The sequence below is a fragment of the Variovorax sp. genome, assembly GCF_035634955.1.
Classification (GTDB): Bacteria; Pseudomonadota; Gammaproteobacteria; order Burkholderiales; family Burkholderiaceae_C; genus Variovorax.
This window is the reverse complement of the sequence record NZ_DASQBZ010000004.1, coordinates 17319-38005: the sequence shown is the minus strand read 5'-3', so window position 1 is coordinate 38005 and position 20687 is coordinate 17319. Positions and strand designations below refer to the sequence as shown.

General features: G+C 68.4%; 17 protein-coding genes and 1 tRNA gene. 15 read left to right on the top strand and 3 right to left on the bottom strand.

Annotated features, from left to right (window positions below; all coding sequences use genetic code 11):
* Positions 1 to 33: 33 nt before the first annotated feature.
* The gene (locus tag VES41_RS01190) at positions 34 to 1116 is read right to left on the bottom strand and encodes a trypsin-like peptidase domain-containing protein (RefSeq protein ID WP_324811928.1); all 1083 of its coding nucleotides are present in this window, start codon (positions 1114 to 1116) and stop codon (positions 34 to 36) included.
* 91 nt (positions 1117 to 1207) lie between these two features.
* Here VES41_RS01190 and VES41_RS01185 point away from each other — a divergent pair, with 91 nt between their 5' ends.
* Positions 1208 to 2068 (top strand): TatD family hydrolase, encoded by an 861-nt coding sequence (locus tag VES41_RS01185; RefSeq protein ID WP_324811926.1) that lies wholly within the window; start codon positions 1208 to 1210, stop codon positions 2066 to 2068.
* Between the two features lie 137 nt (positions 2069 to 2205).
* Positions 2206 to 2634 (top strand): hypothetical protein, encoded by a 429-nt coding sequence (locus VES41_RS01180; RefSeq protein ID WP_324811924.1) that lies wholly within the window; start codon positions 2206 to 2208, stop codon positions 2632 to 2634.
* A 68-nt stretch (positions 2635 to 2702) separates the two neighbouring features.
* On the opposite strand, the gene VES41_RS01175 is transcribed toward VES41_RS01180, so the two are convergent.
* Positions 2703 to 3530, bottom strand: a complete 828-nt coding sequence (locus VES41_RS01175) for a mechanosensitive ion channel family protein (RefSeq protein ID WP_324811921.1) — start codon at positions 3528 to 3530, stop codon at positions 2703 to 2705.
* A gap of 143 nt (positions 3531 to 3673) precedes the next feature.
* Between VES41_RS01175 and VES41_RS01170 the strand changes: the two genes are divergently transcribed.
* From VES41_RS01170 to VES41_RS01130, 9 genes are all read left to right on the top strand, one after another.
* Positions 3674 to 4420, top strand: coding sequence for a spermidine synthase (locus VES41_RS01170; RefSeq protein ID WP_324811918.1), 747 nt, complete (start codon positions 3674 to 3676; stop codon positions 4418 to 4420).
* A 13-nt stretch (positions 4421 to 4433) separates the two neighbouring features.
* The gene (locus VES41_RS01165; RefSeq protein ID WP_324811915.1) at positions 4434 to 6221 is read left to right on the top strand and encodes a GspE/PulE family protein; all 1788 of its coding nucleotides are present in this window, start codon (positions 4434 to 4436) and stop codon (positions 6219 to 6221) included.
* A 132-nt stretch (positions 6222 to 6353) separates the two neighbouring features.
* Positions 6354 to 6842 carry a tripartite tricarboxylate transporter TctB family protein gene (locus tag VES41_RS01160; RefSeq protein WP_324811913.1) on the top strand — a complete coding sequence of 163 codons (489 nt, stop codon included), beginning with the start codon at positions 6354 to 6356 and terminating at the stop codon, positions 6840 to 6842.
* A 10-nt stretch (positions 6843 to 6852) separates the two neighbouring features.
* Positions 6853 to 8364 (top strand): tripartite tricarboxylate transporter permease, encoded by a 1512-nt coding sequence (locus VES41_RS01155; protein WP_324811911.1) that lies wholly within the window; start codon positions 6853 to 6855, stop codon positions 8362 to 8364.
* A 115-nt stretch (positions 8365 to 8479) separates the two neighbouring features.
* Entirely contained in the window at positions 8480 to 9457 is a 978-nt protein-coding gene (locus VES41_RS01150) for a tripartite tricarboxylate transporter substrate binding protein (protein ID WP_324811906.1), read from the top strand.
* Between the two features lie 11 nt (positions 9458 to 9468).
* Positions 9469 to 11079, top strand: a complete 1611-nt coding sequence (locus VES41_RS01145; protein WP_324812246.1) for a gamma-glutamyltransferase family protein — start codon at positions 9469 to 9471, stop codon at positions 11077 to 11079.
* Complete coding sequence (locus tag VES41_RS01140; protein ID WP_324811903.1) at positions 11079 to 11993, top strand: DMT family transporter; 915 nt, start codon at positions 11079 to 11081, stop codon at positions 11991 to 11993. Before VES41_RS01145 ends, VES41_RS01140 begins: the two co-directional genes overlap by 1 nt.
* Before the next feature lie 65 nt (positions 11994 to 12058).
* Positions 12059 to 12847: an SDR family oxidoreductase gene (locus VES41_RS01135; RefSeq protein WP_324811901.1), complete on the top strand. Its 789-nt coding sequence runs from the start codon at positions 12059 to 12061 to the stop codon at positions 12845 to 12847.
* A 92-nt stretch (positions 12848 to 12939) separates the two neighbouring features.
* Positions 12940 to 14799, top strand: coding sequence for an ATP-binding protein (locus VES41_RS01130; RefSeq protein ID WP_324811898.1), 1860 nt, complete (start codon positions 12940 to 12942; stop codon positions 14797 to 14799).
* Positions 14800 to 14884: 85 nt separating this feature from the next.
* Here the strand turns inward: VES41_RS01130 and VES41_RS01125 are convergent, their stop codons facing one another.
* Positions 14885 to 16369, bottom strand: coding sequence for an alpha/beta hydrolase (locus tag VES41_RS01125; protein ID WP_414718988.1), 1485 nt, complete (start codon positions 16367 to 16369; stop codon positions 14885 to 14887).
* Between the two features lie 293 nt (positions 16370 to 16662).
* Between VES41_RS01125 and VES41_RS01120 the strand changes: the two genes are divergently transcribed.
* The 4 genes from VES41_RS01120 to VES41_RS01105 all read left to right on the top strand — a co-directional run bounded on the left by VES41_RS01120 (position 16663) and on the right by VES41_RS01105 (position 20624).
* A complete protein-coding gene (locus VES41_RS01120; protein ID WP_414718981.1) occupies positions 16663 to 17646 on the top strand; it encodes a quinone oxidoreductase family protein in 984 nt (327 codons plus the stop codon).
* Positions 17643 to 18572 carry a LysR family transcriptional regulator gene (locus VES41_RS01115; RefSeq protein ID WP_324811891.1) on the top strand — a complete coding sequence of 310 codons (930 nt, stop codon included), beginning with the start codon at positions 17643 to 17645 and terminating at the stop codon, positions 18570 to 18572. The genes VES41_RS01120 and VES41_RS01115 overlap by 4 nt, the downstream gene beginning before the upstream one ends.
* A 113-nt stretch (positions 18573 to 18685) precedes the next feature.
* Positions 18686 to 20476 (top strand): glyoxylate carboligase, encoded by a 1791-nt coding sequence (gcl, locus tag VES41_RS01110; RefSeq protein WP_324811888.1) that lies wholly within the window; start codon positions 18686 to 18688, stop codon positions 20474 to 20476.
* A 72-nt stretch (positions 20477 to 20548) separates the two neighbouring features.
* Positions 20549 to 20624, top strand: a tRNA-Gly gene (locus tag VES41_RS01105).
* Positions 20625 to 20687: the final 63 nt, after the last annotated feature.

Genomic DNA, 20687 nt, shown 5'->3' with positions numbered 1-20687 from the left:
GGCCTTCTCGGGTGCTGGTCGGTGGATGCGGTGTCAGAACGGCGGCGTGCCGGCGGCGGTGGCGGCGTTCTCGATGGGCACCGCGAAGCCGATGCCGACGAAGGTGCGCTGCTGCGTCGGATTGAGGATGGCGGTGACGATGCCCAGCACCTCGCCGTCCATGTTGACCAGTGGTCCGCCCGAATTGCCCGGGTTGGCCGCGGCGTCGAACTGGATCAGGTTGCTCAATTCCTGCTTGCCCTCGGGCGAGCGGAAGGAACGGTTCAGGCCGGAGACGACACCGGCCGAAACAGACGGCCCGATGCCGAATGGAAAGCCCACGACGGCGACGTTGTCGCCCGGGGCGAGGTCGGCGGTGGACCGCATGGTGGCGGCCACCAGGTCGTCGGGGATCTTCTGGGCCTGCAGCACGGCCAGGTCGTTCTCCGGCTGCAGGCCGATGATGGTCGCGGGGGACTCCAGCCCGTCCGCGAAGGTCACGCGGATCTTCTCGGCGCCGGCCACGACGTGCAGGTTGGTGAGGATCACGCCCTTGTCGACGATGACCACGCCGGTGCCCACGCCGCGTTCGATCTCGCCTTCCTCCGGCTCCTTGGCTGCCTGCTGGTTCTCGGCCGGCTCCTTGGGAGCGTCCTTGGCCGACGGGGGCTCCTTGGGGGGCGCCTTGGCGGTGCGTTCCTTGGCGCCGCGCTTGTCCGAGGGGCGCGCCTTCTTGCCGGCCTTGGGCTCGGGCGCCGCGCTTTGCGGGCCGAGCGCGGTCACTTCGACCACGGAGGGGCGGATGATGTCGGCCGCGCGCGCCGCGGCGGACGGCAGCGAGGTGGTGCGCAGCGTGCGCAGCACCGCCGCGTCGATGTCCTTTTGCGTGAGCGTGTGCCCGGCCGGACGCGCGAGAAAGTGGTAGCTGCCGCCGGCGGAGGCGGCCATCAGGACCACGACGGCGAGGGGTGCCAGCCAGCGGCGGTGCCGACGCGGTGCGGCGGCCTTCCCGGGCGCCTCGGCGCCGGTCTGCCCGCCCGGGGGCGCCTGGTCATCCGGCGCGGATGATGCATCGTGCCCAGCGGGCGGCGCGGCAGTCGCCTGGGGCGAGCGACTGTACAAGGCGGGCCTGCGCATCGGGTACCTCCATCGCTTGAAAAAGACGACTTTCGGGGTTCACGGTAGCACGCTTTGCGCGCGGATGCATCACGTCGGGCATGATTGCCGGATGGCCGTCTTCGTCGATACGCATTGCCACCTGGACGCGCCCGAATTCGAGCCCGATCGGGCCGAGATGCGCGCGCGCGCGGCGCGCCAGGGGGTTGCCCTGTGCGTCATTCCGGCGGTGGCCGCCTTCAACTTCGATACCGTGCGCGAACTGGCCCACGCGCAGGGCGACGCCTACGCGCTGGGCATCCATCCGCTGTGCGCGGACCAGGCGCAGCCGGGCGACCTGGAGCGCCTCGACGCCGAGCTCGGCGCACGCCGCGACGACCCGCGCCTGGTGGCCGTCGGCGAAATAGGCCTGGACTATTTCGTGGAGGGCATGGCGCCGGGCCGGCAGGAGGCGCTGTTCGAGGCGCAGCTGCGGCTGGCGCGCCGCCACGGGCTGCCGGTGCTGCTGCACGTGCGCCGCTCGGTCGACCCGGTGCTGCGCCGGCTTCGCCAGGCCGGCGGCGGACGGCCCTGGCAGGGCATCGCCCATGCCTTCAACGGCAGCGAGCAACAGGCGCAGGCCTGCCTCGACCTGGGACTGCACCTGGGTTTCGGCGGCGCCGTGACATTCGATCGCGCGTTGCGGCTGCGCAGGCTGGCCACCGGGCTGCCGCTGTCGGCCCTGGTGCTCGAGACCGATTCGCCCGACATTCCGCCGCATTGGCTGTATGCCACCGAGGCGCAGCGGGCCCAGGGCCGTGCGCAGGGGCGCAACGAACCGGCGGAACTGCCGCGCATCGCGCAGCACGTGGCCGCCCTGCGCGGCATTGCCGTGGAGTCTCTGGCGCGCGCCACCACCGCGAATGCGCGCGCCGCGCTGCCGCGACTGGCTGCGCTGGCCGAACTGTCGGACGATCGCCCACAACTGGCGTAGGACAGTGGTGCCGCCGTGCCCGGCCGGTGCAGATCGGGCCGATTCGGTGTCATGCTAGCGTCTGGGATGGCGCGACGCGGCCCGCGGGCGGGCGCCGCGCATCACCCATCAATCAGATAGAAGCAAGGACTTTCCGAATGATCCGTATCCATCGTCACCGCTACACCATTGCCCTGGCTTGTGCGCTCGCTGCGCTGGCGGCCCCCGCCGTGGCACAGGAAAAGAACTCGGCCGAGAAGGCCTGGGACGCCACCAAGAGCGGCAGCGAGAAGGCCTGGGATGCCACCAAGGACACGAGCGGCAAGGTGTGGGACAAGACCAAGGACACCAGCGAAGACGCCTGGGACGCGACCAAGAGCGGCACCAAGAAGGCCACCAAGGCCACGAAGAACGCCGGCGAAAAGGCGTGGGATGCCACCAAGAGCGGGACCAAGAAGGCGACCCATGCCGTCGGCGAAGCCGGCAGCGCGGCCGCCGACGGTACGCGCAAGGCGGGCGACAAGATCGGCGAGCACATTCCCGGCACGGCCCAGAACGAAGCCGCCAAGGCGGCCGGCAAGCAGTAGGCGCTTGCCCGCGCAGGAAGGAGCCCGCCGCCGGCGGGCTTTTTTTCGGGCGCCGTGCGCCGTCCGCGTCAGGCCGCCTGCGCCGGCCCGATGGTGCGATGCGCCACCGGCAGCTCGGGCGTCGGATAGCCGGCAGCGCCGAACACCCGCACCACCGCCCGATGGGTGTCGAAGTACACCTGCCAGTAATGGTCGGTGTGCGTGTAGGGCCGCACGGCCAGCAGCGGGCCTTCGGGCGTGAACTGGAGGATTTCCACGTCCGGCGGCTGCTCGGCCGAGACGTTCGGGATCCTGGCCAGTTCTGCCTTGAGCAGGTCGATCGCCTGGTTGACGTCCACGCCGTTGGCAACCTTGGCCACCGCGTCGACGCGCCGGAAGGGCAGGGTGCTGAAGTTCTGGATGTTGTCCGACAGCACCTTGTTGTTGCCCACGAGGGTGAAGGTGTTGTCGGGCGTGACGAGCACGGTGCCGAACAGTCCCAGCTCGCGAACGGTGCCGGTGACGCCGCCGGCGCAGATGTAGTCGCCGACGCGGTACGGCCGCATCACCTGCAGGAAGACGCCGGCTGCGAAGTGGGTGAGCAGGCCGCCCCACGCGGTGCCGATGGCCAGGCCAGCGCCGGCGAGCAAGGCCGCGAAGGAGGTGGTGCGCACGCCGAACATGTCCAGGATCGCCAGGATCAGGACGATATTGAGCAGCACGCCCAGGATCGAGACCAGGTACTTGCTCAGCGTGGCGTCCATCTTGCCGCCGCGCGTGAGCGCCGATGTCACCAGCCGCTGCGCCATGCCGATCAGCCAGCGGCCGATCACCCAGGCGACCAGCGCGCCGATCACCTTCAGGCCGAAGCTGGCGCCCTGCGTGGTGATGAAGGTCCAGATTGCTTCCGTGTTCATCATCGAAAGTACCCCTGTGGCACGCCATCGCGAATGGACCCGGCGTGCATTGAAGGAAGACCGAAGCCCCCGGGCCGCGGCCGCAGTGCCGGCGCCGACGCCGGAGGGTCGGCAAGGCGGCGGTATTATCAGCGGCCAACTTCATGAAACCGATCCTTCCCGAAGTCAATTTCTCCGATTGGGGAGACGTGCGCTATCTGCACCTGGGCACCGAATGGGTGCAGGGGTCGATGAAGCTGGACGCCCCCTTCGAGATCGAGCTCGACTACGTGCAGCGCATGATGGCCTGGCTGCTGTTCGTCGAGCCGTCGTCGGTGATGCGCCGCCACGCCATGCAGCTGGGACTGGGCGCCGCGGCACTGACCAAGTTCTGCCGCAAGCAGTTGCGCATGCGCACCACCGCGGTCGAGCTCAATCCGCAAGTGGTGGCAGCCTGCCGCGGCTGGTTCAAGCTTCCGCCGGAAGACGGCAAGCTCGAGGTGGTGATCGCCGATGCCGCCGTCGAGATCCGCCAGGCCCGCTGGCAGGAAAGCGTCGACGCGCTGCAGGTCGACCTCTACGACCACGAGGCCGCTGCGCCGGTCCTGGACAGCGAGGCGTTCTACCGGGACTGCCGCGCGGTGCTCACCGAGGATGGCGCGATGACGGTCAACCTGTTCGGCCGCGACGCCAGCTACGAGCGCAGCCTGGCGCACATCGTGGCGGCATTCGGCGAAGACGCGGTGTGGGCCTTCCGCCCGACGCGCGAAGGCAACACGGTGGTGCTGGCCCAGCGCACGCCCCTGCGGCTCGACCGTGCCGGCCTTGCCGAGCGCGCCCAAACCATACAGACTCGCTGGGGCCTGCCCGCAACCAAGTGGCTGCGGGTGTTCAAGGCCCTGAAGCCGTAGCGTCCCTTCACGAATGAGCGCCTCCGCCACGTCCCTTTCCGCCGCCGCACCGGCCGGCCCGCTGGAGCTGCGCAGCGTGATCGAGTGGCTGGCCAGCGACGGCGTCATCTCGCCGGCCGAGGCGCAGCGCACGATCGCCCGCTGCGCCCGCGCCGAAAGCCGGCAGACGCCGCTGGTGCGCCTGGCGGCCGTGGCCATGACGCGCCAGGCCGACGGCAAGACGCTCGACGTCGAGATGCTCACCGAGTGGCTGGCTGCGCGCGCCGGGCTGCCTTACCTGCGCATCGACCCGCTCAAGGTCGACGTGGGCAAGGTGGCCGACACCATGAGCGCCGCCTATGCCGAGCGCCACAAGGTGCTGCCGGTGCAGGTCACGCCGACCGAGGTGGTGGTGGCCACCAGCGAACCGTTCATCGCCGACTGGGTCGGCGAGGTGGAACGCCAGTCGCGCCGCAGCGTGCGTCGGGTCGTGGCCAGCCCGGCCGACATCCAGCGCTACACGGCCGAGTTCTATGCGCTGGCCAAGTCGGTGCGCGCGGCGCAGAAGGCCGGCGGCGCGGCCACGTCGGCGAGCTTCGAGCAACTGGTCGAGCTGGGCAAGAGCAACAAGCAGCTCGATGCCAACGACCAGAGCGTGGTGCAGGTGGTCGACTGGCTGTGGCAATACGCCTTCGACCAGCGGGCCAGCGACATCCACCTCGAGCCGCGGCGCGACCAGGGGGTGATCCGCTTTCGCATCGACGGCGTGCTGCATCCGGCCTACCAGATGCCGCCCGGGGTGATGGCCGCGATGATCGCGCGCATCAAGCTGCTCGGCCGCATGGACGTGGTCGAGAAGCGCCGGCCGCTGGACGGCCGCATCAAGACGCGCAACCTGCGCGGCGACGAGGTCGAGATGCGCCTGTCGACGTTGCCCACCGCCTTCGGCGAGAAGATGGTCATGCGCATCTTCGACCCCGACACCACGGTCAAGAGCCTGGACGAGCTCGGCTTCGTGCAGCACGACGCCAAGCGCTGGCAGCAACTGGTGGCGCGTCCGCACGGCATCATCCTGGTGACCGGGCCGACCGGCTCGGGCAAGACCACCACGCTCTATTCCACGCTCAAGCGGGTGGCCACCGAAGAGGTGAACGTCAGCACCGTGGAGGACCCGATCGAGATGATCGAGCCCTCGTTCAACCAGACGCAGGTCCAGCCGCAACTGGACTTCGGCTTCATCGAGGGCCTGCGCGCGCTGATGCGGCAGGATCCGGACATCATCATGGTCGGCGAGATCCGCGACCTGGCCACGGCCGAGATGGCGGTGCAGGCGGCCCTGACCGGCCACCTGGTGTTCAGCACCCTGCACACCAACGACGCGCCCAGCGCCATCACGCGCCTGATGGAGCTCGGCGTTCCGGGCTATCTCGTCAATGCCACCTTGCTCGGCGTGCTGGCGCAGCGGCTGGTGCGCACCCTGTGCCCGCAATGCAAGAAGCCCGACGAGGAACTCGGACGCGAGCAACTCGAGGCCTTCGTCTCGCCATGGCAGATCACCGGCGCGGTCCGCGCCTACCGTCCGGTCGGCTGCGTCGACTGCCGCATGACCGGCTACCGCGGCCGCATGGGCCTGTACGAGTTGCTCACCGTGAGCGAGGCGTTCAAGAGCCAGGTCCACAAGGAGCCGGACATGGCCGAATTGAGGCGCCAGGCGGTCGCCGATGGCATGCGCCCGCTGCGGCTGGCCGGCGCCCTGCGCGTGGCCGAGGGCCTGACCACGATCGAGGAAGTGCTCGGCGCGACGCCCCCGCTGGAAGCATGAGATCGCGGTTTTGAACTAGGGACATACCCTGGCTGCGCGCTAGGTGGAATCCACATCGAGGCGCCTTCGGGCAGCCCCCAGAATCCCGCTCGGTCGAAGACTTTCATTCGACTTTCGATCGAGGAGACTTTCGTGAAAATCAAGAGTCAGAAGGGCTTTTTCTCGGGCCTCATGTTCACCGTGGTCGGCGTGGCCTTCGCCTGGGGCGCGACCACCTACAACGTGGGCACGGGAGCGCGCATGGGCCCCGGCTACTTCCCGCTGATGCTGGGCATCCTGATGGCGATCATCGGGCTGGCCATCATGTTCACCGGCCTGACGGTCCAGACCGACGACGGCGAGCCCATCGGCAAATGGGCCTGGAAGCAGGTCCTCTACATCCTGGGCGCGAACCTGGCCTTCGGCGTGCTGCTGGGCGGGCTGCCCAGCTTCGGGGTGCCGGCCATGGGATTGATCATCGCCATCTATGCACTGGTGATCATCGCGGCGCAGGCCGGCAGCAAGCATGCGCTGCCCTCGGTGCTCGGCCTGGCCACGGTGCTGGCCGTCGGCAGCTATGTCGCCTTCATCTGGGCCCTGAAGCTGCAGATCCAGGTGTGGCCCACCTTCATTACCGGTTGAGTCGAACACCATGGAACTGATCCACAACCTCTCCATCGGCTTTGGCGTCGCCTTCACCGGCGTCAACTTGCTGTATTGCCTGGTCGGCTGCATCCTGGGCACGCTGATCGGCGTGCTGCCAGGCATCGGCCCGGTCGCCACCATCGCCATGCTGCTGCCGGCGACGTATGCGCTGCCCCCGGTGTCGGCGCTGATCATGCTGGCCGGCATCTACTACGGTGCGCAGTACGGCGGCTCCACCACGGCCATCCTGGTCAACCTGCCCGGCGAGTCGTCGTCCGTGGTCACCGTGATCGACGGCTACCAGATGGCGCGCAAGGGCAGGGCGGGTCCCGCGCTCGCGGCCGCCGGCCTGGGCTCGTTCTTCGCCGGCTGCGTCGGCACGCTGATCCTGGCCGCCTTCGCTCCCCCGCTGACCGAGCTGGCCTTCAAGTTCGGCCCGGCGGAGTACTTCTCGCTGATGGTGCTGGGCCTGATCGGCGCGGTGGTGCTGGCGTCGGGCTCGCTGCTCAAGGCAGTGGCCATGATCGTGCTCGGCCTGCTCATGGGGCTGGTCGGCACGGACGTCAACTCCGGCGTTGCGCGCTTCTCGTTCGACATTCCCGAGCTGACCGACGGCATCGGCTTCGTGGCCATCGCCATGGGCGTGTTCGGCTACGGCGAAATCATCGCCAACCTGTCGCAGCCCGAGGAGGACCGCGAAGTGTTCACCGCCAAGGTGACCGGCCTGTTCCCGACCAAGGAGGACTTCCGCAACATGCTGCCGGCGGTGCTTCGCGGCACGGCGCTGGGTTCCTCGCTGGGCATCCTGCCCGGCGGCGGCGCGCTGCTGGCGGCATTCGCGGCCTACACCATCGAGAAGAAGACCAAGCTGCGTCCGGGCGAAGTGCCCTTCGGCAAGGGCAACATCCGCGGCGTGGCCGCGCCCGAGTCGGCCAACAACGCCGGCGCGCAGACCTCGTTCATCCCGCTGCTGACGCTGGGCATTCCGCCCAACGCCGTGATGGCGCTGATGGTGGGCGCGATGACCATCCACAACATCCAGCCGGGCCCGCAGGTGATGACCAGCAACCCCGAACTGTTCTGGGGCCTGATCGCCTCGATGTGGCTGGGCAACGCCATGCTGGTGATCCTGAACCTGCCGCTGATCGGCCTGTGGATCAAGCTGCTGTCGGTGCCTTACCGGTTCCTGTTCCCCTCGATCGTGCTGTTCTGCGCCATTGGCGTGTACTCGACCAACAACAACACGTTCGACATCTGGATGGTGGGCATCTTCGGCTTCGTGGGCTATGCGTTCTACAAGCTCGGCTGCGAGCCGGCGCCTCTGCTGCTGGGCTTCATCCTGGGGCCGATGATGGAGGAAAACCTGCGCCGGGCGCTGCTGCTGTCGCGCGGCGACTGGGGCGTTTTCGTCACGCGGCCGATCTCGGCCGGCCTGCTGGCCGCCGCCTTGCTGCTGCTGGTCATCGTGCTGCTCCCCGCGGTGAAAGCCAAGCGCCAGGAGGCATTCGTGGAGGATTGACGGCGCCTGCCCTCTTTCTTCGTTACGATTGAGTCGCCAGGAACGGCACCCCATAGCGGGTGCCGTTCCTGCTTTTTCGTTCCATCATCGTTCAATCAGTCGAGAGATTCGCGCCATGAACAAACGCCGTGTCGTCGCCGCAACCCTCGCTCTTGCGGCGCTGGCCGCCGTGCCCTTGCAGGCCGTGCAGGCGCAGCAGGCCTACCCCGCTCGCCCCATCCGGCTGGTCGTGCCGTTTCCGGCCGGTGGCGCTACCGACCTGTTCGCCCGCACCCTGTCGCAGAAGCTGTCAGAAAAGCTCGGCGCCACCATCGTGGTGGACAACAAGCCGGGCGCCGGCGGCGCCATCGGCTCGGCGGCGGCGGCCACCGCCCAGCCGGACGGCTACACCCTGCTGCTGGCCACCACCAGCACCCACGCCATCGGCCCGCTGATCACCAGGACACCGTACGACACGGTGGCCGATTTCACCCCCATTGCCCACGTCGGAGACGCGCCCAGCATCATGCTGGTGCCGGTCGATTCGCCGGCCAGGTCGGTGCGCGAGTGGGTGGACTACGCCAAGAAGAACCCGGGCAAGCTGAACTACGCATCCAGCGGCATCGGCACCATCGTCCAGTTGACGGCCGAACTGTTCAAGTCCGAGGCCGGGGTGTTCGTCACGCACATTCCGTACAAGGGCACGGCGCTGTCCATTCCCGACCTGATCAGCGGAAAGGTGGACGTGCTGTTCGATTCGCTGCCCACGGGCATGCCGCACGTGCGCGACGGCAAGCTGCGCGCCCTGGGCGTGACCTCCCTCAAGCGCAGCCCGCTGGCACCCGATCTCCCGGCAATCGCCGAGACGCTGCCGGGCTTCGAGTCGAACACCTGGTTCGGCCTGTACGGGCCCAAGGGCCTGCCGGCCGACATCGTGGCCCGTGTGAACAAGGCGGCCAACGAGTCCCTCGCCGACCCGCAGATGCAGGCCAAGCTCTCCAGCCTGGGCATCGAGCCGACCAGCGGCACGCCGCAGGACCTGGCGCGCCTGCAGGCGCAGGACACCGCCAAGTGGAAGAAGATCATCACCGATCGCAAGATCACCAACGAATGAAGAACGCAAGCATGAACTTCAACTTCGCCAACCCCTACACCAGCACCCGGCTGCCGGTCTTTGCCCGCAACGTGGTGTCCACCTCCCATCCGCTGGCCGCGCAAGCCGGCCTGCGCATGCTGCAGCAAGGCGGCAACGCGGTGGACGCAGCGATCGCCACAGCAGCCGTCATGACGCTGGTCGAGCCGGTCAGCAACGGCCTGGGCAGCGACGCCTTCTGCATCCTGTGGGACGGCCAGCGGCTGCACGGCCTCAATGCCTCCGGTTGTGCGCCGCAGGCATGGACGCCGTCGTACTTCGGCAAGAAATATGGCGACGATGCGAGCGCGCCACCGCAGCGCGGCATCGACTCGGTCAGCGTGCCGGGCGCCGTGGGCAGCTGGATGGCGTTGTCCGAACGCTTCGGCAAGCTGCCTTTCGCGGACCTGATGGCGCCGGCGATCGACATTGCCGAGCGCGGCTACCTGATGCCGGTGGTGGTGCAGGAGAAGTGGGCCGCGGCCACACCGCTGCTGCGGTCGCAGCCGGGCTTTGCAGAAGCCTTCCTGCCATGGGGCCGCGCGCCCGAAGTGGGCGAGCTGTTCCGCTTTCCGGCGGCGGCGCGCGCGCTCCGGGCCATTGCAGCGACCAAGGGCGAGGCGTTCTACCGCGGCGAGATCGCGCAGGCGCTGGAGAAGTTCTCCGCGGCCAATGGCGGCAGCCTGAAGGCCGGTGACCTGGCGGCCTGGAAGCCCGAGTGGGTCGAGCCGATCTCGCGCGACTACCGCGGCCACACGTTGCACGAGATTCCGCCCAACGGCCAGGGCATCGCCGCGCTGATCGCGCTGGGCATCGTCGAGAAATTCGACATGGCGTCGATGCCGGTGGATTCGGCTGCCTCCCAGCACGTGCAGATCGAGGCAATGAAACTCGCCTTCGCCGACGTCTACCACCACGTGGGCGAACGCTCGGCCATGGCGCTGACCACCGAACAGATGCTCGACGATGCCTACCTCGCGTCGCGCGCGCGCCAGATCGACATGAAGAAGGCGCAGCCGTTCGCACCCGGCAATCCGGTCAAGGGCGGCACCATCTACCTGACGGCCGCCGACGAGAGCGGCATGATGGTCAGCTTCATCCAGAGCAATTTCATGGGCTTCGGCTCGGGCTGTGTCGAGCCCGAGTTCGGCATCAGCCTGCAGAACCGCGGCCACGGCTTCAGCCTCAGGCCCGGGCCCAACCAGGTCGCGCCCGGCAAGCGGCCCTTCCACACCATCATCCCCGCTTTCCTGACCAAGGACGGGCAGCCTGTGATGAGCTTCGGCGTGATGGGCGGCAACATGCAGCCGCAGGGCCATATGCAGACCCTCGTGCGCATGCTCGACTATGGACAGAACCCGCAGGCCGCGTGCGATGCGCCGCGCTGGCGCTTCAACGCCGGGCTGGAGATCAACGCCGAGGCGGCAATGCGCGCCGACACGGTGGCGGCGCTCCAGGGCATGGGCCACCAGGTCGAAGTCATCAACGACTCGTACCAGGACTTCGGTGCCGGCCAGTTCATCTGGCGCGCTGGCGATCCGGCAGTCGAAGGCTATGTCGCGGCCAGCGATCCGCGCCGCGACGGGCAGGCGGCAGGGTATTGATGGCATCGGTCCCGGCGCCGGCGGAAGGCAAGCGGCTGGGGCCCGGGCTGGTACTGGCCACGCTCGGCGCGATCGCGTTCAGCGGCAAGGCGATCATCGTCAAGCTGGCCTATCGCCACGACGTGGACGCGGTGACGCTGATCATGCTGCGCATGCTGTTCGCGTTGCCGCTGTTCGCGGCCATGGCCTGGTGGGCCGGCCGCGGCAAGCCGGCGCTGACCCGGCGCGACTGGATGGGGGTTCTGGGGCTCGGGTTTTCGGGCTACTACCTGGCGAGCTTCCTGGACTTTGCCGGGCTGGCCTACGTGACCGCGAGCCTGGAGCGGCTCATCCTCTACCTGAACCCGACGCTGGTCCTGCTGTTCGGCTGGGTGGTCTACCGCAGGCGCATCACGCGCGGCCAGGTGTTGGGCATGGCGATCAGCTATGCCGGGGTGCTGCTGGTCTTCGGCCACGAGGCGACGGCCGGCGCCACCTGGGAGACCGCCTGGGGCACGTTGCTGATCTTCCTGAGCGCGGTGAGCTACGCGGTCTACATGGTGGGCAGCGGCGAGTTCGTCAAGCGCCTGGGATCGATGCGGCTGGTGGGGCTGGCCACGAGCGTGGCTTGCCTGTTGTGCATTGCGCAGTACCTGCTGTTGCGCCCGGCCGCAAGCGTGCTTCACGTGGCGCCGCAGGTCGTGTGGCTGTCGGTGCTCAATGCCAGCCTGTGCACGGCCGTGCCGGTGCTGATGGTGATGATGGCGATCGAGCGCATCGGCCCGGCGATGGCGGCGCAGACCGGCATGGTCGGGCCGATGTCCACCATCCTCATGGGTGTGGTCATCCTCGGCGAGCCTTTCAGCGCCTGGATTGCCGCGGGTACGCTGCTGGTCATCGCGGGCATTTTCGTTTTCACGCGCGCCGGGCGCTGAGTCCACGGGCCAGCCCGGCGCATTTCGTTCTTCTGTTCATTCTCGAGTTGTAGGGGGTATTCGACATGGATCTGGGCATTGCAGGCAAGACGGCGCTGGTGTGCGGCGCCAGCAAGGGTTTGGGCTACGGCTGCGCGCTGGCGCTGGTGAAGGAGGGTGTGAATGTCCTCGTCGTCGCGCGCGGGCAGGAAGCCCTGGACGACGCGGCGCAACGCCTGGCCGCCGCCGCGACCGGCGGCGCGCAGGTGCAGGCCGTGGTGGCCGACATCACCACCGAAGCCGGGCGCGCGGCGGTATTCGGCGTCCAGCGCGACTTCGACATCGTGGTCACCAACGCCGGCGGCCCGCCGCCCGGCGACTTCCGCGACTGGGACCGGGATGCCTGGGTCAAGGCGGTCGACGCCAACATGCTCACGCCCATCGAACTGATCAAGGCGACCGTGGACGGCATGGCGCAGCGCGGGTTCGGCCGCATCGTCAACATCACGTCGAGTTCGGTCAAGTCGCCAATCGACATCCTCGGCCTGTCGAACGGGGCGCGCAGCGGGCTGACCGGCTTTGTCGCCGGCGTGGCGCGCAGCGGCATCGCCAGCCAGGGCGTGACGATCAACAACCTGTTGCCCGGCTCCTTCGACACCGATCGCCTGCGCAACACCGCCATCGGCGCGGCCAAGAAGACCGGTCAGCCGATCGAGGCGATCCAGGAGGCGCGCAAGAAGACCATCCCGGCGCGCCGCTTCGGCACGCCCGAGGAGTTCGGTGCCATCTGCGCCTTCCTGTGCAGCGTCCATGCGGCTTACATGACGGGCCAGAACGTGCTGGCCGATGGCGGGGCGTACCCGGGAACGTACTAGGCACAGCCGCCGCGATACGGGGCCGCCCGGGGCTTGCAAGGATTGGTTACAGTCAATGTCCTTCCTGGCCTATCCGCACGACCGTCCCCGCAATGCCGCTTCCCGCCGACTGGTTCGCAGGTGCATTCCGTCGGCGCGGACGCATCGCGTCGATCGCTTTTGCGGCGCTTTTGTGGCTGGTCGGCGCGGCGCTGGGCACTGCCTGGCAGGTTACGCGCTTCGTGGAGCGCGAGCATGCGCGCTTCGCGGCCGAGTTCGACGCGGCGTCCGCGATGGTGGCGCAGCGCCTCGATCAGAACGAGGCCTTGCTCGACGGCCTGGTGGCCCTGCTTCGATCCAGCCGTGACGCGGAATTCGTCGAACTGCGCCGCTATGCCAACGAGGTGCTGCAGCGCTACCACCATGTGCACACGATCGGCTACCAGCCGCGCGTGACGCTGGCCCGGCGGCTCGCATTTGAGACCGTCATGAGTCAACGCATGGGGCGTCCCGTGCGGATCCACGATTTCGATTTCGATGGCAGTCGCCGCTGGCGCGATTCGCCCGAGCGCCCGTTCTACTACCCCGTGAGCTTCATGGCGCCCGAACTGCCCGAGGCCCAGGACGTGATCGGCTACGACATCCATGACGATGCGCGCTTTCGTGGCGCGATCGACCAGTCGCACCTGCGCAAGGTGTCGGCGTCCACCTTGCCGTTCGACCTTGTCGAGGGCGGGCGCGGCTACATCTTCCTGCGCGCCCTGACGTTGTCGGCGGACGGCGGGCGAGGCGGCGCCGGCAGCGCAGCACGGCAGGGGCCGGAGCATCTGGTCTCGTTGCTGATTCGATCGGATCGCCTGTTCGCCGGGCTGCACATGTCGCCGGCCGTGCTGCTTACGCTTCGGCACCGCGAGGCCAAGGATGCGGGCGCGTCGCTGATCGGCCAGTTCGGCGACGCTGCCCGTCTGGCCCCGGGACCGCGCTGGCAGATGCCGCTGCCCGAACTCGCGCTGCGCCGAACGCTGGCGTCGCAGCAGCAGCCTTTCGCGCTCGAACTGCGCGCACGTCCCGCCTGGCATGACTTCGACTGGGGTTCGTGGCTGCTCTGGAGCGCCGTGTGGACGGTGCTGGTATGGGGCGGCGGCGCCGGCGCGCTGGCGCTGCGTCGCTCGCACAGGGTGCGGTGGCAGGCGCAGCAGCGCATGGCGCTGGCCGAGCGCGACCTGGCTGCGACGCAGCGGCGCGCCGAAGCCACGCGCGCGCACAGCCTCGACGAACTGGGCTCGGGCATCGCTCGCGAACTGGGCCAGCCCCTGACCGCGGTCGTCGGCTACAGCCAGGCGGCACTGCGGATGCTCGACAACCCCAATCCTGCAACCCGGGAGTCGCTTGCGAGCCTTCGCGCCACCTTGCGCGCGGCGGCTGACCAGGCCGCGCGTGCCGGCGAACTCGTGCAGCGGCTGCGGACGCTGGTCCGCAAGCAGCCGATGCAGGTCAAGGCCGTGACGATGCAGGAAGTGATCGCCAGCGTTTGCCGGCTCGAGCGCGGGCGGCTCGAAGGCGCGGGCGTGGTCATCGATATCCGCCTGCCGTCCGAGCCGATCGTCCTGCAGGCCGATGCGATGCTGCTCGAGCAGCTGTTCAGCAACCTGTTGCGCAATGCGGTGGACGCCGTTGTGCCGCTGCCTCGTGGCATGCGCCGGGTGGCGATCGAGGCCGAGTGCAATGCCCGGTTCTGCCGCGTGACCGTATGCGACAGCGGGCCTGGCCTCACCGCGCAGGAGCGGGAACGCGCGTTTCAGCCATTCCAGTCGACCAAGGCCGGCGCCATCGGGATCGGTCTGGTCGAGTGTGCTGCGATCGCGCAGGCGCACCACGGTGACATTGCGATCGACGCGGCGTCGCCGCCGCTGCATGCTGCCGGGACCGGGGCGCGCTTGATTGTCACCTTGCCGCTTGCCAGCCAGCCCTGAGGGCCGCGCGTTGCCGCGATCGGGAGGGGCGCCGAACAAGAAAGGGCCGGTGCGAACCGGCCCTTTTCGTTGGCAGCGGACGTCGTCAGACCGGCGGGCGGCAGACGTTGTTCAGGCCAGCGCCCACGATCAGCGGGCGGGTCGTGGCGCCGGGTGTCTGGACGTCGTCCGGGCCCAGCGCATCGATGCTGAACCGGCAGCCATAGGCAGGGGCTGCCACGGTCGCCGGCGTGAGCACGTCGTCGCCGGCGGGCGCCGTGCCGTTCTGTTCCCACGCGATCATGTCGTCGAACGCCTTGACCTGCTCGGCGACGGTGAAGTCGCAATGCGTGATGCCGCGGATGGCGCGCTGCACCAGCCAGCCGTCGCTGCCGTGGGCCTGGGCGCGCTGCCGGTAGACCTGTTCCATGCTGAAGGGCACGAACAGGTCGCCCAGCGTGTGCAGGGTGACCACCGGCACGCTGAACTCGCCGTTGACCTTGGGAATCCAGCGCAGGCCGTCGGTGCGCAGGCGGTTCGCATCGGGCGTGGCGGTGACCTTCTGCACTCCGGCATTGAGCTGCGCCGAGGCGTTGGCGTCGCCGGTGTCGTAGACGAAGCGGTTGGTGTCCAGCACGTTCCTGTTGAGAATGCCGTCGATGGTCCCGTCGCCGCCGAACACGCCGATCGGGGCCGTGAACGACTGGCCTTGCGTCAGGCCGACATCGAACAGCGGGCGAGGGCCTCCGGTGAGGTTCTGCAGTACGCCGTAGTAGGCGTAGCCGGCACCGGCAACCGGGGTGATGCTGCCACCGGCGCCGAAGACGAACAGCTGGCCGAGCACCGCGTTCTGGATGCTTGCCCAATCGGTCATTGGCCGGGACGCGTAGCCGGTCAGCGCCTGCGCGGTCAGCTGCGCGGCGGCGAAGTAGTCGAACAGGTCGGTGTCGCCCATCACGCCGCACATGGGCACGGCGCCGGCGTAGCTCACCTTGTGGTTGGCGTTGGCGAGCGTTTCCTTCTCCACGGCGGCGCCGGCGATGTGGCCGCCCATCGAGTGGCCGATGATGTAGGTCCTGCCAGGTGCCGCGAGAGGGCGTCCGTTGGCTGCGGCGATATTGTTGAAGGCCAGCGCCAGCGCGTTGGTGTCCTCGATGCCGGCGCGGACGTCGTAGTAGTTCCTGCTGTAGCTCGAAGCGGCCCAGGCGTAGCCCTGCTCGATCAGGTGGCGGCGGATGGACGGATTCGTGACCACCAGTTCGCTGACCTTGCCGACGTAGCCGTGCGCGTACATCACCAGCTTGCCGTTCCAGTTGGCCGGCACCTCGACGCGGTAGAGCGCGCCGTCGAGCACGCCGGCCCAGCGGCTGGTGGTGCTCATGTCCACGGTGTCGCCGGCAGCCGGCGCGAGGGCATCGAACGTGGTGGCATTGGCGGCTGCCGGCGCAGGGGCGAAGCTGCGATCGTCCTGGGCGCGCTTTTCCTCCGGTGCGGGGGCAGGGGCGGGCGCAGGGGCCGGGGCGGGTGCCGGCGCGGGTGCGGAAGAATGGCCGCCGCCGCATGCGGCCAGCGAGGCGATGGCCAGCGCCATCAAAGTGGGACGGATCTTGTTCAAGGTGTTGTTTCTCCGGATGTCGGGTGGCTGCCTTTTTTGTTGGATGCTGCTGCGCGTGGCCCGACTTGGCGGGCCGCAGGCGGCGCGCCGAGCGTAGGCTCGCCGCCGCAGCGCTGCAGACGGGGTTACCCGGATTTCGTATCGCCTATGCGACAGCCGTGCGCATTGCCGGGTTTGCCCCGGGCGGCCGGCGTGCGCAGCGGGCGCGGCCGATTGATGGCAGGATGCTCCGTTGTGTGCATTCGAACCCAAGCCAGGAGATATCAGAAGTGAAAAGCAAAGCCATCCGAATCGACCGCAACGGCGGTCCGGAAGAACTCAAGCTGGTCGAGGTCGACGTGGGAGAACCCGGGCCCGGCGAGATCCGCGTACGCCACCACGCGGTGGGCCTGAACTTCATCGACACCTACCAGCGCAGCGGCCTGTACAAGCTGCCGCTGCCGCTGCAACTGGGCATGGAGGCCGCGGGCGAGGTGGAGGCGGTGGGCGAGGGTGTCTCCCACCTCAAGCGTGGCGACCGCGTGGCCTACGCCAGCCAGCCGCCCGGCGCGTACTGCGAGCTGCGCGTGATGCCGGCGCGCTGCGTGTGCCGGCTGCCCGACGCCATCGATTTCGAGACCGGCGCCGCGATGATGCTCAAGGGCCTGACCGCGCAGTACCTGCTCAAGAAGACATTGCCCGCCGAGGGCCTGCAGCCGGGCGACCACATCCTGTTCCACGCAGCGGCCGGCGGCGTCGGGCTGATCGCCTGCCAGTGGGCCAAGGCGCTGGGTCTGCAGCTGATCGGCACCGCCGGCAGCGATGCCAAGTGCAAGCTGGCGCTCGAACACGGCGCCGCGCACTGCATCAACTACAGCACCGGGAATTTTGCGGAACAGGTCAAGGAGATCACCGGCGGCAAGGGCGTGAAGGTGGTCTACGACTCGGTCGGCAAGGACACCTGGCAGGGCTCCATGGATTGCCTGCGCCCGCTAGGCCTGCTGGCGGTCTTCGGCAACGGCTCGGGCCCGGTGCCGCCGATCGACATGGGGCTGCTGGCCAAGGGCTCGTTCTACATGACGCGCCCCACGCTGTTCACCCACCTGGCCACGCGCGAAAGCACGCAGGCCATGGCCAACGACCTGTTCGAGGTGGTCGGCAGCGGTGCGGTGCATATCCCTATCGCACAGCGCTACGCGCTCGAAGACGTGCAGCAGGCACACCGCGACCTCGAGGCCCGCAAGACCACCGGCTGCACCATCCTGACGCTGTGAAGCACGCGACGCTGCGCCAGTTGAAGGTGTTCGAGGCCGTGGCGCGGCATCTGAGCTTTTCGCGCGCGGCCGAGGAGCTGCACCTGACGCAGCCGGCCGTGTCGACGCAAGTGGGCAAGCTGGAAGAACACGCGGGCAATGCGCTGTTCGAGCAGTTCGGCAAGAAGATCTACCTGACGCCGGCAGGCAGCGAACTGCTGGCGATCAGCCGGGCGATCATCGGCCAGTTCGAGGCGGCCGAGGCGGCGATGGCGCAGTACCGCGGTGTCTCGGGCGGCAAGCTGAACGTGGCGGTGATCAGCGCGGGCGACTACTTCTTCCCGCGCCTGCTGGTGGAGTTCGCCGGGCGGCACCGCGACGTGACGCTCAACTTCACCGTGCACAACCGGGCCGAGCTGCTGCGCCACATCAGCGAGAACCAGACCGACCTGGCGATCATGGTGCGCCCGCCGACCGACATGGACACCATCAACCAGCCGTTCGCGCCGCATCCCTACGTGATCGCGGCCGCGCCGACGCACCCGCTGGCCGGGCAGCGCCGCGTCACGATGACGCGGCTGATGCTCGAGCCCTTCGTCGTGCGAGAGAAGGGCTCCGACACGCGCAACTCCATGGAGGAAGGCTTCGGCGAGCACCTGCCCGAACTGCGCGTGGCCATGGAGATCCGCAGCACCGAGACCATCAAGCAGGCGGTGATCGCGGGCATGGGCCTGAGCTTCATGTCGGCCCACACCATCAGCCTGGAGTTGCGCACCGGCAGCCTCTGCGTGCTCGACGTGGAGGGCTTTCCGCTGATGCGCAACTGGTACGTGGTGCACCGGCGCACCAAGCGCCTGCCGCCGGTCGCGCAGGCCTTCAAGGACTTCCTGCTGGCCAATGGCACGGCGCTGATCGCGCAGATCGTGCCGCTGGATTTTCCGCACTGATCCCGCCTTCCCATTCCGCCAGGGAATAGACGTTATGCGCGCCTCCCGGCTACCGCGACCGGGCTGCTGACGCGACCATCCGCTCCAACGCAACTTGCTCAAGGAGACACGCGATGGCCAAGATGAAAGCCGCCCTGGCGGCGGTGCTGGTGATGGAAAAGGAAGGCGTGTCCCAAGCCTTCGGCGTGCCGGGCGCCGCAATCAACCCGTTGTACTCGGCGATGCGCGAACGCCAGTCGATCAGCCACATCCTGGCGCGCCACGTCGAGGCGGCCTCGCACATGGCCGAGGGCTATACCCGCGCCCGGGCGGGCAACATCGGCGTGTGCATCGGCACTTCCGGGCCGGCCGGCACCGACATGATCACCGGCCTGTACTCGGCGTCGGCCGATTCCATCCCAATCCTGTGCATCACCGGCCAGGCGCCGCGTGCGCGGCTGTACAAGGAAGACTTCCAGGCGGTGGACATCGAATCCATCGCCAAGCCGGTCACCAAGTGGGCCGTCACCGTGCGCGAACCGGCGCAGGTGCCGCGCGCCTTCCAGCAGGCATTCCACCTCATGCGCTCGGGCCGTCCCGGGCCGGTGCTGATCGACCTGCCCTTCGACGTGCAGATGGCCGAGATCGAGTTCGACATCGACAGCTACGAGCCGCTGCCCGTGTACAAGCCGGCGGCGTCGCGCAAGCAGATCGAGCGGGCGCTGGAGATGCTGGCCACGTCGGCCAAGCCGGTGATCGTGGCCGGCGGCGGCATCATCAACGCCGACGCGTCGGACCTGCTGGTGGAACTGGCCGAACTGACGGGCATTCCGGTGATCCCCACGCTCATGGCGTGGGGTGCCATTCCGGACGACCACCCGCTCATGGCCGGCATGTGCGGCCTGCAGACGAGCCACCGCTACGGCAACGCCACCATGCTGGCGAGCGACTTCGTGCTGGGCATCGGCAACCGCTGGGCGAACCGTCACACCGGTTCGATCGACGTCTACACCAAGGGCCGCCGCTTCGTGCACGTGGACATCGAGCCCACGCAGATTGGCCGGGTGTTCAATCCCGACCTGGGAATCGTGAGCGACGCCAAGGCCGCGCTCGAACTGTTCGTCCAGGTGGCCGCCGAGATGCGGGCCGACGGGCGCCTGCCCGACTGGGGCGACTGGGCCGGCCGCTGCGCCGAGCGCAAGCGGCTGATGGGCCGCAAGAGCCACTTCACCGAGACGCCGATCAAGCCGATGCGCGTCTACGAGGAGATGAATGCCGCCTTCGGCCGCGACACCACGTACGTCAGCACGATCGGACTGTCGCAGATCGCGGGCGCTCAGTTCCTCAATGTCTACGGCCCGCGCCAATGGATCAACTGCGGCCAGGCCGGCCCGCTGGGCTGGACGCTGCCGGCGGCGCTGGGTGTGGTGGCGGCTGACCCGACCCGCACCGTGGTGGGCCTGTCGGGCGACTACGACTTCCAGTTCCTGATCGAGGAACTGGCGGTGGGCGCCCAGTTCCACCTGCCGTACGTGCACGTGCTGGTGAACAACAGCTACCTGGGACTGATCCGCCAGGCGCAGCGCAACTTCGACATGGACTACTGCGTCCAGCTCGCTTTCGACAACCAGAACGTGGACGATCCGGTGACGCGCCACTACGGTGTGGATCACCTGACGGTTGCGCAAGGCCTGGGCTGCAAGGCGCTGCGCGTGACCGACCCGGAAAAGATCGGCGGCGCGCTGGCCGAGGCCCGCACGCTGGCACAGAAGCACAGGGTGCCGGTGGTGGTGGAGGTGATCCTGGAGAAGGTGACCAACATCGCCATGGGCACGGAGATCGACAACGTCAACGAGTTCGAGGCCATCGACTGCCGGCATCCGGACGGCCGCAAGGGCCTGGAACTTGCCGGCCTGCTCGAGTAGCGAAGTTTTTCTGCTGGGGTTTTTGAGCCGCCTCCGGGCGGCCTTTTTTTTGGCATATAATTCGAGGCTCACGCGGGAATAGCTCAGTTGGTAGAGCGCAACCTTGCCAAGGTTGAGGTCGGGAGTTCGAGCCTCCTTTCCCGCTCCAGATTCTTCAGCGTTCGCTGACCAGCAAAAGCCACCTCCGAGGTGGCTTTTTGCTTGGCGCTCC

Coding starts and splice junctions, on each gene's coding strand:
- VES41_RS01170 (WP_324811918.1), top strand. CDS start 3,674: ATGAAACCGATCCTTCCCGAAGTCAATTTCTCCGATTGGGGAGACGTG.
- VES41_RS01185 (WP_324811926.1), top strand. CDS start 1,208: ATGGCCGTCTTCGTCGATACGCATTGCCACCTGGACGCGCCCGAATTC.
- VES41_RS01180 (WP_324811924.1), top strand. CDS start 2,206: ATGATCCGTATCCATCGTCACCGCTACACCATTGCCCTGGCTTGTGCG.
- gcl (WP_324811888.1), top strand. CDS start 18,686: ATGGCCAAGATGAAAGCCGCCCTGGCGGCGGTGCTGGTGATGGAAAAG.
- VES41_RS01155 (WP_324811911.1), top strand. CDS start 6,853: ATGGAACTGATCCACAACCTCTCCATCGGCTTTGGCGTCGCCTTCACC.
- VES41_RS01175 (WP_324811921.1), bottom strand. CDS start 3,530: ATGAACACGGAAGCAATCTGGACCTTCATCACCACGCAGGGCGCCAGC.
- VES41_RS01135 (WP_324811901.1), top strand. CDS start 12,059: ATGGATCTGGGCATTGCAGGCAAGACGGCGCTGGTGTGCGGCGCCAGC.
- VES41_RS01145 (WP_324812246.1), top strand. CDS start 9,469: ATGAACTTCAACTTCGCCAACCCCTACACCAGCACCCGGCTGCCGGTC.
- VES41_RS01140 (WP_324811903.1), top strand. CDS start 11,079: ATGGCATCGGTCCCGGCGCCGGCGGAAGGCAAGCGGCTGGGGCCCGGG.
- VES41_RS01165 (WP_324811915.1), top strand. CDS start 4,434: ATGAGCGCCTCCGCCACGTCCCTTTCCGCCGCCGCACCGGCCGGCCCG.
- VES41_RS01150 (WP_324811906.1), top strand. CDS start 8,480: ATGAACAAACGCCGTGTCGTCGCCGCAACCCTCGCTCTTGCGGCGCTG.
- VES41_RS01190 (WP_324811928.1), bottom strand. CDS start 1,116: ATGCGCAGGCCCGCCTTGTACAGTCGCTCGCCCCAGGCGACTGCCGCG.
- VES41_RS01130 (WP_324811898.1), top strand. CDS start 12,940: ATGCCGCTTCCCGCCGACTGGTTCGCAGGTGCATTCCGTCGGCGCGGA.
- VES41_RS01125 (WP_414718988.1), bottom strand. CDS start 16,369: ATGGCGCTGGCCATCGCCTCGCTGGCCGCATGCGGCGGCGGCCATTCT.